Raw genomic sequence first — 13675 nt, 5'->3', positions numbered from 1 at the left:
CGCGGCAACTCAGTGCAGCTGCGGGAACCCATGGCGCTCGGCAAGGATTTGCAAAATGCGTTTGGTGTCCTGAATGAAATGCGTCGCGCCCTTGGCCGTAGCGTCGCTGGGCGCGTCGCCGGCGAAGATGAACAGCGGCAGCGACTGGTTTTCCTCACCCACGGCGGCGATGACAGCCTCACGCGGGCGCTGGAAACCGACGCGATGGACATCGATCCCGGCGGCAAGGTCCGGAAAGGCGGCAAGCAGGCCTTCGATCTGGTTGCAATGCGGGCAGACGAAGCGGACACCGAGGTGTTTTGGGTCTTCAAAACCGGGGGCGATCAAAAAAAGCGTATCCTTGGCCATGGCATCCATCATGTGAGGGTGAGATTTCCAGCTCACAGTGCAGGCCGCCAAAGCACGGGTCCAGAAAGCAATTCTTGCTTTGAAACGAAGAATTGCTTTGTGCTAAATTATTGATGAAACTTATTTTTTCGAAAATTTCGCGGATGGCATCGCTGTTTCGCCCGACCTGTTTCATGCGCAAAGTTTTTCCCTGAAACGGGCGTGCCGCGCGAAGGTGGAAAAAGGATGGAAGGCGGATTTCGGCAATAAAAAACCCGGCAGAATTGCCGGGTTAATGTTGGTGATCGTAGACTCCTCCTCCGTCATGCCGGGCTTGACCCGGCATCCAGCCACGGCGCGTCCGCGCCGTGAGAGGAGTCTCTTGCGATCAAGGACTTGATCGCACTGGACCCCGGATCCAGTCCGGGGTGACGGAGCTTAGATGCCACGCCTTTTGACAAATACTCACTCGCCTTTCCAGGCCGTCGCCAGATCGCCATAGGCAATGTCGATGGTCGTCACGAGCGATTTCAGGCTGGTATTGCGCAGAATGACAGTCGGCAAAGCGACGATCGAGAAATTCGGCAGATCGTCGCCGGTGATTTTCTGGATGTCGTGGAACTGCCCCGCCCGTTTCGTTTCGTCCACTTCAATCGCGGCCGCACGAAAAAGATCATCCACCTTGGGGTTGTTGTAGTGGGCCGCGTTGACATAAGGCGCGGGTTTCTTGATGCCGTCGGACCAATAGAGGCGCTGCACGCCCGCCGTCGGATCGAACAGGCGGCTGATGCCATTCACCGTCAGGTCAAAACCGCGCTCCGTATAGACCCGCTTGATGAAGGTGGCGAGATCGCCTTCGACGATATCAACCTTCACGCCGAGTTTGCCGAAGGATGAGCGGAGATATTCGGAGGTTTTGCGGAAGACGTCGGACGGCAGGAAGGCCAGCCGCAGCGAAAAACGGGTACCATCCGCACCCTTCGGGTAGCCCGCTTTGTCCAACAGCTCGTTCGCTTTGGCGAGATCGAAGGGATAATTGAAAGGCTTTTCGTCGTTATAGGCGGTGAAGACTGCCGGGATGTTGGAACCGGCAGGTTTCGCCGTCCCGAAGAAGATGGCGTCATTGATGAAATCGCGGTCGATGGCATGCGCCAAGGCGTGCCGGACTTCCTTTTTGGCAAGGATCGGATTTTCGAGATTGAATTCGAACACGGCGGCATTGTTGAGATAGGAGTCGGTGTAGACCTCCACGGCAAGCTTCGGATTTTGCCGCAGACGCTCCAGATCGCTGTAGGACACATCGGCGGTATAATCCGCCTCGCCGGTTTCGACGGAAATGGTGGTGGATGCCGAATCGGCAACGAAACGGGCCACGAAACCGTCGAGATAGGGAAGATCGGCCTGCCAGTAGTTCGGGTTCTTCTTCAGCTTCACATAGCTGCCGCGCTTCCATTCCTCGAAGACAAAGGGGCCGGTGCCGACCGGCGCGTTACCGTTCGGGCTTTCGTTATAATTTTCCGAAGCATAGGCATGGGCCGGCAGGATGGGCGTTTCGCCACCTGTCAGCGCCCGCAGGAGATAGGGCGCGGGCTTTGAAAGCACCACCACGGCCGTCAGCGGATCGGGCGTTTCAATATCTGCAACATTGGCGAAGGTAATGCGCCCGCGTGGACCGACCTTCTTGAAGGCCAGCAGGGAAAATTTGACGTCCTGCGACGTGAAATCCTTGCCGTCATGCCATTTGACGCCCTTGCGCAGCTTGAAAGTGTGGCGCAGTCCATCGGCCGATGTTTCCCAGCTTTCGGCCAGAACCGGGTGCGGTTTGAACTCGCTGTCGAACCGCACCAGCCCTTCGAGGATTTTCGTGGAAATGGCGCGGGTGCGCGTATTGGAATCGGAAAGCGGCACCAGCGTCGTCGGCTCTCCAAGGCCTGCAAGGGTGACGATCCCGCCCTTTTTCGGCGTTTCGGCCGCCAGAGCCGGCAGGGAGGGCAACAGCATGGCCCCGGTTAGCGCTGCACTCAAAAGCAATGTCTTACGTCTTGTAATATCCATGGATGTTTCCTTTTGCAGGCTTGTTTTTAAATGTTCACGCAGGTTTCAGCCGGGTTTCCACCAGCCGGGCAAACAGGGTGGCGCCAACCGGCAGAATGGCGTCGTCAACGATGAAACCGGGATTATGGGCGGGCACCGTGCCGGAATGGCCGAGGGTGAAAAACGCGCCGGGCGCGTGTTTCAGGAGATCGGCAAAATCCTCGCTGCCCATGAAGCGGCCGGGCTCGGTGGAAACGCGCTCGTCTCCAAGAATCTCGCGCGCGACACCGGCGACGATCTCCACAGATGCATCGTCATTGGTGAGAACCGAGAATATGTCGCGAATATCCACCTCGGCGGTGAGGCCGTGCGCCGCGGCAATGTGATCGGAAATCGTGCGGATGCGCTCCCTTATGTTTTCGCGCACGCTGTCGGAGAAGGCCCGCACGGTGCCTGCAATCGCGGCCGTTTCGGGAATGACGTTATAGGCCGATCCCGCCTCGATGCGGGTGATCGACAGCACGGCAGGATCGGTCGGCGGCACGTTGCGGCTGACGATGGTTTGCAGCGCCTGTATCAGTTCACCCGTCGCCGGCACCGGGTCACGCGAAACATCGGGGTGAGCAGCGTGGGCACCCCTGCCCTTCAACCGGATATCGAAGAAATCCGCCCCCGCCAGAATGGTGCCGGGCGAAACCTTGAGGTGATTGGGCGCCGCATGGGAGGAATTGTGCAGCCCGTAAATCTCATCGACGGGGAAGTCCTTGAACAGCCCGTCGGCGATCATGGCGCGCGCCCCGCCGAGACCTTCCTCGGCCGGCTGGAAAATGAACACCACCGTGCCGGCGAAATCGCGGGTTTCGGCCAGATAACGGGCGGTGCCGAGCAGGATGGTGGTGTGCACATCATGCCCGCAGCCGTGGAATTTGCCGGGATAGACCGACGCATAGGGCAGACCGGTCTCCTCCGGCATCGGCAGGGCATCCATATCCGCCCGCAGCCCGATGGAACGATTGCCCGCATGGCGGCCGCGCAGCACGCCGACCACGCCGGTCGTGCCATAACCGCGATGCACCTCAATGCCCCAGGAGGCGAGCTTTTCGGCGACGATGCCGGAGGTGCGGACCTCCTCGAAACCGATTTCCGGATGCCGGTGCAGATCGTGGCGGATGGAGACGAGTTCGGGAACATAGGTCCCGATCCGATCCAGAATTTTAGGAGCGGGCGTTTTGACGGGATCGACGGCGATATTCACGGTATCTCCTCAGGGCAAAAAAATATCGTTCTCGCAATCGGGGCGATTGCGAAGGGTGGTTTTCGGGACTGGAAAATGCAGCGGGAGAGGCGTCAGAGCCTCAGGCCCGCCTCCTTCATCAGCGGCAGAATGCGCTCTGCGAAATAATCGAGGTCTTCGCGGAAATCGTAGAAATTCAGCTGAACCCCATCGATCCCTGCCTTTTTCAGACCGACAAGCTGCTCGACTACCTGCTCTGGCGAACCGATGATTTCGATATTGCCGCCAAGATTGCGCCCCTGCTTGTGGCGCGCATCGCCGCGGCCGCGCCAGGCATGGGCATCGCTGTCATAATTATTGGTGGCGAAGGCGCGGGTGCCGGGCTGCGGTTTTCCAGCCTCGATGGCATCCGCATAGGCGATTGCCTCCTTCTCCGTATCGCGGCTGACGATGATCGGGTTGATGATCGTCTTCACCTGCCGGCCATAGGCCTTTGCGCGGGTTTTAATGTTTGCGACATGATCTGGAAGCGTTTCCAGCGCGCTGTCTATATGCGCACCGCCGGGCGAGGTGACGAAAACCAGATCGGAATGGCGGGCGGCGAAATCGATGCCGGCGGGCGAACCTGTCGCCGTCACCAACGGCGGACGTCCGAAAGCAGGCTTCGGCGTGATCCAGCCATTGTTGATCGCCCAGGGATTGAGTTTTCCCTCATAGGAAAAATTCTCAGTCTCCCCCCACAGACGATGCAGCACATCGAACAATTCGCCGGCCATATCGTAACGCTTGTCGTGGTCGATACGCTGCCAGCCGAACATTTCATGCTCGATGGCGCGGTGGCCGGTGACGATGTTGATGCCCCAGCGTCCCTTGGCGATATGATCCAGCGTCGCACCATATTTGGCGAGATGCAGCGGATGCAGAGGCCCATAAAGCACATGGATGGTGGAGATCAGCAGAATGCTCTTCGTGACGGCCGCCATGGCGCCAAGCGCGATGAAACTGTCGAGCGAGGATTCGCCGTCATAACCGCCCTTCGGCAGCCATTGCGTGCGGCTGAAGGCGATCTCGAAACCTAACTCCTCTGCGCGCTTCACCAGTTCGACATTATAATCGAAGGTCCAGCTGTTGCTGGTCGGCAGGCTGGAGAAATTGATGTCCTGCAGATTGAGGAAGAGGCCCAGCATCAGTGGCTGTTTCACCGCCCGGCTAAGCGGGCTGTCTTCGAAATCGGTCGGACTTTTCAGGTCGAGACTTTTCAGCTCAGAACCTTCAGGCAGCGGAACAGTCAACGCCATGTCTTTTCTCCCTCGGAATGATCCTGCGGGGTGGTTGCCAGCCGGACACGGAGATAGTCCTCCACGCTGCGGGGCAAACGGCCGGTAATCTGCTGGACGGTATTGTTGACGGACGCCGCTAGACCTTTGCGGATGAGTTGACCGAATTCGCCGACCGCCTTCTGTTCAAACGCGCTGATATGCGGCGGAAAGGCCGGGGCGGCATTGTCCGAAATTCCCACGGGCCGATGCTGGATGCGCGCCGCGATGCGGGCGATTTCCAGCGCCGACAAGGCTTCGCCACCGGTCAGCACCAAGACGCCGGAAAAAGGCGCGCTTGTGGTGAGCGCATGAACCGCGACATCGGCAATATCGTCCGCATCGATGAAGGAGACAGCCGCGTCGCCGAAGCGGGCGGGCACATCCTCTCCCTTGCGCAGCGCGGAGACAACGGGTTCCAGTGCAACCTGCATCCAGGCATTCGGCCGCAGCACCGTATACGCGACACCGCTTGCGGCCAGATGCGCTTCCACCTCGGCATGCGCCGCTCCCGAAATGGAATGTACGGCATTCTCAATGGTCCAGTCGGAGCCGGATATTTTCACGATCCGCGATGCACCGGCGGAGATGGCGGCATCGATGACCGCCTTCTGGTCCGCCGCCAGCATTTCACCGATGGGGGAAAGCAGAAAGACGGTCTCGATACCGCGCAAGGCCTCCTTCAGGCTGGCCGGATCGGAAAAATTACCCTCCGCAATCTCGACCCTGTCGCCCCAGAGCTTGAGCGCGTCCTCGCGCCTGCGGGTCAGCACCCGAACCTTCACCGCTTTCTGCAAGAGACGGCTGACGACACGTCTGCCGAGCTTGCCGGTTGCGCCCGTTACAAGAATGGTGGCTGTCATGACGCCCTCACTTTCCCGCACTGCGTTGCGCAGCATCTTGCTGTGAATAAAGGGCGCGTGGATCGGCCCAATCCTGCACATCGAAATCCGCCGGAATGAATTTCCATTCCAGCAGGAAATCCTTGAAATGGCTGAGTGCATCCAGCTCGGCCGGATCGAGATCGAGCCTCAGATTGCGGTGCACATCCGGGCCATTCGCAGCCAGAACCGCCTCCTCGCTGACGCCGATCTCACGGGCGATGAAACGCACGGCTTCCGCCGGATTGTCATTTGCCCATTGGGCAACCCGATGGACGGTGGCCACCAGTTCCGCCACCAGATCGGGCCGCTCATCGGCAAAGGTGGCGTCCACCGTCAAGGGGCGCGGCGTGCCGTTGTTGATGCGGATTTTCGGATCGGGGTGAAATCCCGTCGACACCACGACCTGCGCACCGATCAGATTAGCGACCGTGACGCCTTCCGCCCCCTTGACGAAAAACGCATCGATCTGGCCCCGATGCAGCGCTGCAATCTCCTCGCCATAAGGAAACCGTCGGCGCAGACCATGGAACCTGTCGTCAGAGGGATCGAGCAACACCGGCTCTTTCGCCGTGAGATCGACAAGCTCGATATCCGCAACGGCGAGGCCCGAGATCGTCAGCGCCGAAACGATGCCCTTCAGGGATGTCGCACGCTGGAAATCGATGGTTTCATTCGGCCGTTTCGGCAGGCCGATGCGCCGTCCCTTCAGGTCGCTGCCCCTGCTTATTCCGCTTGCTGGCAAAGCGATGACGGCCTGAAATTCGTCGGTTCTCGTCAGCCCCACCAGCCGTGTTTTCCGGCCGCCTGATTTCGCCCAGATCGGCGGAATATTGCCGCCCTGACGGAAGGACCAGTCCAGACGGTGATCGAAATGGCTCTGGCGAATGGCCGGATCGGCCGCATCGCGAATGGAGGAAACAGAGATTCCATGGGTGCCGAAACTGTCCTCGATCCAGCCCAGTTGCGCCGCGATCGAAAGCGGCGTGGGCGCCGGGCAGCGTGTGTACCACACGGTTACGGGTTGGGTTATCTGGCGAAGGGCGGCATCAGCCATGGCGTTCGTCCTCGAAATTGCGATCTGGACGGCACGCTACACGCCATAAAATATTTTCTATAGATAAAGTGTACTATTTCAGGCGCGATTGGGGAAATTCGTTTCCATCTTATTCACAATATACCGAGATGACGGAATATCCTTTCGATAATGGCAAGATTCTGGGTCGCATCCCTACCCCCGCCTCGGCCGTTATCTCCTTTCAACCGTAGCTTGGGTGCTGCCACGAATAAAAGTTTTTCTTCTCCGCGCAGCAAGGATTTTTAACTCGCGACCGGACCCCCGGCTGTTACCCTTCCCGCAATTGCGCCGGTCAATACAGGCCGGCAATCCAACAGACCTGAAAGAAACGTGGCAGCATGAGCAAGACCAAACGCCGGCTTAATCTCAATGTCGGCATCAACACCACCGGATACCTCGCCAATGCCTGGAAATACCGGAGCGGAGACCGGCACGACATCAATGACATAGGCTATTATCGCCGGCTGACGGAACTGGCGCATAAGGGCCGGTTCGACGCGGTTTTCCTTTCCGACCACCCGGCACTGCTGACCGACCCGGCAAGCCGCCCGTTTCACACCATCGATCCGCTCATTCTCTCGACATCGCTTGCCGCACAGGTGCCGGATATCGGTTTTGTGGCAACGGTATCCTCCACCTATAATTCGCCCTATAATTTCGCCAGACGAACCCAATCCATCGACCTTGTCACCGGCGGCAGGCTGATCGTCAACATCGTCTCTTCCTTCAATCCCAATGTCGCCGCCAATTTCGGCAACGATCCGCTGCCGCCGCGCAGCGAGAGATATGCCAAGGCCACCGAATTTCTCGATGTGGCGAAAAAACTCTGGTCAAGCTGGGATCCGCGCCGCGAAGGCCAGGTGCCGGAAGAGCGTTTCTGGGATGCGGCGACCGCCGAAACCATCGATCACGAGGGGCAATATTTCCATGTCAAAGGCCCGCTCAACGTTCCGCGTGGGCCGCAGGGGCATCCCGTCATCGCGCAGGCCGGCGCCTCCGAAGGCGGCATCGATCTGGCGGCACGCCATGGCGAGATTATCTATTGCAACATCCTGTCACGCCCGGCGGGCCAGGCCTTTGGCAAGAAGGTCCGCGACCGAGCCATTTCCCTCGGCCGCGATCCCTCCGGCGTCCGCATCGTTCCGGGCCTCGTTGTCATTCTCGGCGAGACCCGCGAGGAAGCATTGCGTAAACACGAACTGTATAGCGGAACAGGCTCCGAAGACGGTCTGCTGGCGCGCTTCGCTAGGGAAAACGGCATCGATCCCCGCGATTTCAATCCCGATGTGAAACTCGATGCGGAACGTTTCGTCCCGGACCAGAACCGGCAATGGGCGGTGGGCATGGGGCTTGGCCTTTCCGACCTGCTGACCCACGAAAAGCTCACCGCCCGCGAGGCCGTGCGCCGCTCGGAAGGACATCACCGGCTGCTGCTCGGCACGCCGGAAGAGGTGGCGGATGGCATTATCGACCTCTGGCAGGATGGCACGGTGGATGGTTATACCCTGCAGCCGCCGCGAGCACCCGACGACATTGCTGAATTCGTCGAAAAGGTCGTGCCGGTGCTTCAGGATCGGGGTGTTTACCCGCGCCAATATGAAGGCGCGACGATCCGCGACCGCTATGGCCTGCCTTATCCAGATTGAATAGCAGCGGTGGCGCTATCGCAAATGTCGATCTCCCGCCCCTCCCGCATGAGGCGGGAATGGCGGGAACGGAACATATTATTGGCCCGTCGCCACTTTCAAAACCGGCTGCCCGCCTGAGAGCTGCGGCAGGACGGAGGCGAAATCCGTGACGATCTGGCGATAATCTTCCGGCTGGAATTCATAGGGCAGTTCGAGGCGGAATTCCGAGACGTGCGGCAGAACGGGATCGCGCGACAGTCTCTCCAGAATTTCGTCCGTCGTTCCAACGATATCGGGCAGGAAAAGCGTGCGGCGCGCGCCATGCGGCGTGGTCGTGCGCTTGTCACGCTCGGCGGCGAATTCCTTGTAACGGCGGCGGGTCGCAGGGCTCGCGCTATCCGTCGGCAGGATCACGCGGCCAAGAGCCACACGCGGCTGGCGCTCATGCGCCCATTCCTGTTGGAAGCGGCTGACCAGCGCCGCCTGCGCGGTCAGAAAATCATCGGTATTTTCGCCGCTGACGATATTGCCCGTCAGAAGATTGAAGCCCGCCTTCCCCGCCCGAAGCGCGGAATTCTGCGATCCGCCGCCATACCACAGCCGGTCCGTCAGCCCCCTGGCGACTGGACGCAGGCGCGGCACCTGCGCGCCGGCCGCATTGCCCGCTTCCGTCTCGCTGGATAGCGGTTCCGACCGCAGGGCCCTTGCCAGCTTTTCGGCGCGGGCATGGCTGTAATCGGCATCGGGAACCGTATCGACATAATCCGAAATAAGATGGGCGAAGGGTGGCGCGCCCACCGAAACCCCGACATTCAGCCGCCCGCGCGACAGGACATCCACGGTGGCCAGATCTTCCGCCAGCCTGAAGGGATTTTCATAACCAAGCTGAATGACAGCGGTGCCGAGCCCGATCCGTTTCGTGCGCTGCGATGCCGCCGCGAGGAAAGTAGCCGCCGATGACACGCCCCGCTCCAGATGGCGCTGGCGAACCCAGGCGCTGTGATAACCCAGCGCCTCTCCGGTTTCGAAAAGCCGCAGGGTTTCTTCCAGCCCCCCAGCAGGATCATCATCTTGATAATTGCCCGGAACCAGAAATGCGAAGTGGGAGATATGGGAAAGAGGCATGGCTGTACATCCGGAAATGACTGTTGAAACTCAGCAGCGCAGATGCAGCCATCCCTGTTCCGGACAGCCGTTCAATGCTGCGCATACCCATGCAGAATGCATGATGACAGGCACGGCTGGCACGGCATGTTCGTTTATAGTCCCGGCCTTTGTTGAAAGATCATTGCGCGATTCAATAGTCTACTAAAATTATGGATTAAATCCCATCCGGCATGGGTTCGCGCTCATGCCTCCCGTCAGATTTTCTTTCGCCAAGGCGCAAAATTTCCCTCAGGAGCCCGGTCTCACCGATGACCTGTGCAACGCCGTGCGCAAATGGCCTTGATTTTTGGCACTAACATGTAATACAGATTATCATACATGTTGACAAATAACGCATACATGTATGACATTGCAGCAATCGCAAACGCTGCCATACCTGCATGAGGGAGGAATTATGATCATCACCGACGTCGAGGTCCGTGTTTTCCGCACGACGACCCGTCGGCACTCGGACAGTGCCGGTCACGCGCATCCGGGTCCGGCGCATCAGGTGGAACAGGCCATGCTGACAATCCGCACCGAGGACGGTCAGGAAGGCCACTCCTTCACCGCGCCGGAGATCGTTCGCCCGCATGTCATCGAAAAATTCGTCAAGAAAGTCCTGATCGGTGAAGACCATCGCGACCGCGAACGGCTATGGCAGGACCTTGCTCACTGGCAACGCGGTTCGGCCGCGCAGCTGACCGACCGCACATTGGCGGTGGTGGATTGCGCACTGTGGGATCTTGCCGGCCGCTCGCTCAATCAACCTGTATACAAGTTGATCGGCGGCTATCGCGACAAGGTGCTCGCCTATGGCTCCATCATGTGCGGCGATGAGCTGGAAGGCGGGCTGGCGACGCCGGAAGATTACGGTCGCTTTGCCGAAACGCTGGTGAAGCGTGGCTACAAGGGCATCAAGCTGCACACATGGATGCCGCCCGTCAGCTGGGCACCGGATGTGAAGATGGATCTCAAGGCCTGCGCAGCCGTGCGCGAGGCGGTCGGACCCGATATTCGCCTGATGATCGACGCCTTCCACTGGTATTCCCGCACCGATGCGCTGGCGCTGGGGCGTGGTCTCGAAAAACTCGGCTTCGACTGGATCGAAGAGCCGATGGATGAGCAGTCGCTGTCTTCCTACAAATGGCTTTCCGACAATCTCGATATTCCGGTCGTCGGCCCCGAAAGTGCGGCAGGCAAGCATTGGCACCGGGCCGAATGGATCAAATCCGGCGCCTGCGATATTCTGCGCACCGGCGTCAATGATGTCGGCGGCATCACCCCGGCGCTGAAGACCATGCATCTGGCTGAAGCCTTCGGCATGGAATGCGAGGTGCATGGCAACACGGCCATGAACCTTCATGTTGTCGCCGCCACCAAGAATTGCCGCTGGTATGAGCGCGGCCTATTGCACCCCTTCCTCGAATATGATGACGGCCACGATTATCTGAAGTCGCTGTCCGACCCGATGGACGGCGACGGCTTCGTACATGTCCCTGACCGGCCGGGCCTTGGCGAGGACATCGATTTTACCTTCATCGACAATAACCGGGTGAGGTAAGGGGCGATGAAAACGGTGCTCGCCTTCGGAGACAGCCTCACCTGGGGCGCGGACCCGGCAACGGGTCTGAGGCACCCCGCCGAATACCGCTGGCCGGAGGTTCTGGAGGCCGCGCTTGCCGGAAAGGCAAAGGTTCACCCCGAGGGGCTTGGCGGGCGCACCACCTGCTACGATGACCATGCCGGTCCGGCCTGCCGCAATGGCGCGCGGGCGCTTGAAGTCGCGCTGTCCTGCCACATGCCACTCGATCTCGCCATCGTCATGCTCGGCACCAACGATATCAAACCGGTGCATGGCGGGCGTGCGGAAGCCGCTGTTTCCGGCATGCGGCGGCTGGCGCAGATCGTCGAGACCTTCATTTACAAACCGCGTGAGGCCGTTCCGAAACTGCTGATCGTCTCCCCGCCGCCCTGCGTCGCGGGCCCCGGCGGAGAGCCCGCGGGTGGGCGGGATATCGGGCAATCGCTCAGGCTTGCGCCGCTTTACCGCAAACTCGCCGCCGAACTCGGACATGCCTTTTTCGATGCCGGATCGGTCGCCAGCGCCTCACCGGTGGATGGCGTGCATCTGGACGCGCCGGCAACGGCGGCAATCGGTCGGGCGCTCGCAGCTCCGGTCAGAGAGATTCTTGGCTGATCCTGCGACGCCCGAGGAGGAACCGGGCGTGTGGATCAAAACGTGGAAAGGCCGTATGAACCGGCCGTATTGGGAGGAAAGATGAAACATTTTCTTGCAACCGCAGCACTTGGCGCCCTGCTGATCGGCGCCATGCCGCTCAGCGCCTTTGCCGAAACGCCGAAAGACCAGCTCATCGTCGCCACGACCATGAGCAATATCCTCACCCTCGATCCCGCCGCCATTACCGGCCGCGAGACCGTGCAGGTGCTGAACAATGTCTATGACACGCTGGTCGTGCTTTCCCCGAAAGATCGCAGCGTTCAGCCTCGCCTTGCCGAACGCTGGGAGATTGCAGAAGACCGGAAATCGATCCGCTTCCATCTGCGTGCCGATGCCAAATTCGCTTCCGGCAATGCCGTGACGGCAAAGGACGTGGCGTGGAGCCTGAAGCGGCTGCTCGCCCGCAACCTGGCGCAATCGTCCTTCCTGAAAACCCGCGGTTTCAAGCTGGAAGAGGCCGACAAGCTGTTCGTTGCCGAAAACGACCAGACCTTCGTGCTGAATATCCCGAAGCCCGACGATCCCAACCTTCTGCTGATGATCCTTGCGCAGAACGGCCCCGGCTCGATCATCGACAGCAAGACGGCGCTTGAGAACGAGAAGGACGGCGATCTGGGCGGCGCATGGCTGACGCTGAATTCCGCCGGCTCCGGCCCCTTCAAGCTGACGCAGTGGAAATCCAACGAATATATCATCCTCACCCGCAACGACAATTATTGGGGTGAGAAGGCAAAAATGAAGCGCATTCTGATGCGCCATCTGCCGGAATCGCAGTCGCAGCGGCTGATGCTGGAAAAAGGCGATATCGACGTTGCCTATTCCCTTCAGGCCCCGGACCTGAAATCGCTAGAGGCCGACAAGGCCGTCACCATCGAATCCACACCCGGTTCCGGTTTTTATTACCTCAGCGTTTCGATGAAAGATGAGCGCTTCGCCAACAAGAAGGTGCGCGAGGCCCTGCGTTACCTGATCGACTACGACGGTCTCGACAAGGCGGTCATGCCCTATTACGGCAAGCTGCATCAGCGCTCCCTCAGCACTGGCGTCATGGGCGCGCTGCCGGATCAGGGCTACAAGCTAGACATCGAAAAAGCCAAGGCGCTTCTGGCCGAGGCCGGTTATCCGAACGGTTTCAAGACCACGCTGCGCGTGCTTTCGGAAGACCCTTTCATGAAAGCGGCAACGGCGATCCAGAACACGCTGGCGCAGGCCGGCATTCAAGCCGAACTGATCAGCGGCTCCGGCGACCAGATCTACGGCGCCATGCGCGAGCGCAACTTCGAACTGCTGCTCGGCCGCGGCGGCGGCGGCCAGCAGCCGCACCCGGACAACAACCTGCGCTCCATCGCCTATAATCCCAACAATGCCGATGACGCCAAGCTCACCAATTACCAGAGCTGGCGAACCAGCTTCTTCGATGAGAAGCTGAACAAGATGATCGAGGCAGCGCTGGTCGAGCGCGATGTGGCGAAACAGACGAAGCTTTATGAGGAGCTGCAGGGCTATATGGACGAGATCGTCATGTCCATTCAGCCCTTCTCCGAAGTCATCGACACCGCCGCCTTCCGCAGTGACGTCAAGGGCATGATCGTCAGCCCCTGGCTTTCGCGGTTTGAAGAGGTGAGCAAGGAGCGGTAATTCGCCGACACAGCGGTTACTCAGGAAAAGGCGCGGCTAACACCGCGCCTTTTTGCTGTAACAAAGCCCCACTTAGCCAATGTGTCAGGCGCAAGCGAAGCCTCCTCACTCCGTCACCCCGGACTAGATCCGGGGTCTAGTGCGATCAAGT

The 13675-nt window shown here is 59.8% G+C and carries 11 protein-coding genes; 4 read left to right on the top strand and 7 right to left on the bottom strand.

What is annotated here, in order from left to right; genetic code table 11:
- Positions 1-9: 9 nt before the first annotated feature.
- From BTE54_RS18450 to BTE54_RS18425, 6 genes are all read right to left on the bottom strand, one after another.
- Complete coding sequence (locus BTE54_RS18450) at positions 10-360, bottom strand: DUF3088 domain-containing protein (RefSeq protein ID WP_078053467.1); 351 nt, start codon at positions 358-360, stop codon at positions 10-12.
- Between the two features lie 432 nt (positions 361-792).
- Positions 793-2382 carry an ABC transporter substrate-binding protein gene (locus BTE54_RS18445; RefSeq protein WP_198939188.1) on the bottom strand — a complete coding sequence of 530 codons (1590 nt, stop codon included), beginning with the start codon at positions 2380-2382 and terminating at the stop codon, positions 793-795.
- Between the two features lie 34 nt (positions 2383-2416).
- Positions 2417-3616, bottom strand: coding sequence for a M20 aminoacylase family protein (locus BTE54_RS18440; protein ID WP_078053465.1), 1200 nt, complete (start codon positions 3614-3616; stop codon positions 2417-2419).
- A 92-nt stretch (positions 3617-3708) separates the two neighbouring features.
- Entirely contained in the window at positions 3709-4893 is a 1185-nt protein-coding gene (locus tag BTE54_RS18435; protein WP_078053464.1) for an LLM class flavin-dependent oxidoreductase, read from the bottom strand.
- Positions 4884-5774: an NmrA family NAD(P)-binding protein gene (locus BTE54_RS18430; protein ID WP_078053463.1), complete on the bottom strand. Its 891-nt coding sequence runs from the start codon at positions 5772-5774 to the stop codon at positions 4884-4886. Before BTE54_RS18430 ends, BTE54_RS18435 begins: the two co-directional genes overlap by 10 nt.
- Positions 5775-5781: 7 nt before the next feature.
- Positions 5782-6849 (bottom strand): ABC transporter substrate-binding protein, encoded by a 1068-nt coding sequence (locus BTE54_RS18425; RefSeq protein ID WP_078053462.1) that lies wholly within the window; start codon positions 6847-6849, stop codon positions 5782-5784.
- 359 nt (positions 6850-7208) lie between these two features.
- Here BTE54_RS18425 and BTE54_RS18420 point away from each other — a divergent pair, with 359 nt between their 5' ends.
- Positions 7209-8516 (top strand): NtaA/DmoA family FMN-dependent monooxygenase, encoded by a 1308-nt coding sequence (locus BTE54_RS18420; protein ID WP_065657154.1) that lies wholly within the window; start codon positions 7209-7211, stop codon positions 8514-8516.
- A gap of 78 nt (positions 8517-8594) precedes the next feature.
- On the opposite strand, the gene BTE54_RS18415 is transcribed toward BTE54_RS18420, so the two are convergent.
- Positions 8595-9623, bottom strand: coding sequence for an LLM class flavin-dependent oxidoreductase (locus tag BTE54_RS18415; protein WP_078053461.1), 1029 nt, complete (start codon positions 9621-9623; stop codon positions 8595-8597).
- A gap of 436 nt (positions 9624-10059) precedes the next feature.
- Between BTE54_RS18415 and BTE54_RS18410 the strand changes: the two genes are divergently transcribed.
- The 3 genes from BTE54_RS18410 to BTE54_RS18400 all read left to right on the top strand — a co-directional run bounded on the left by BTE54_RS18410 (position 10060) and on the right by BTE54_RS18400 (position 13524).
- A complete protein-coding gene (locus BTE54_RS18410; protein WP_078053460.1) occupies positions 10060-11208 on the top strand; it encodes a mandelate racemase family protein in 1149 nt (382 codons plus the stop codon).
- A 6-nt stretch (positions 11209-11214) separates the two neighbouring features.
- Positions 11215-11844: an SGNH/GDSL hydrolase family protein gene (locus BTE54_RS18405; protein WP_078053459.1), complete on the top strand. Its 630-nt coding sequence runs from the start codon at positions 11215-11217 to the stop codon at positions 11842-11844.
- Between the two features lie 81 nt (positions 11845-11925).
- Positions 11926-13524: an ABC transporter substrate-binding protein gene (locus BTE54_RS18400; protein WP_078053458.1), complete on the top strand. Its 1599-nt coding sequence runs from the start codon at positions 11926-11928 to the stop codon at positions 13522-13524.
- The last annotated feature ends 151 nt before the right edge of the window (positions 13525-13675 follow it).

The organism is Agrobacterium sp. YIC 4121, from assembly GCF_002008205.1.
Classification (GTDB): domain Bacteria; phylum Pseudomonadota; class Alphaproteobacteria; order Rhizobiales; family Rhizobiaceae; genus Agrobacterium; species Agrobacterium leguminum.
Note: the sequence above shows the minus strand (reverse complement) of the source record. Positions and strands in the feature narration are given on the sequence as shown.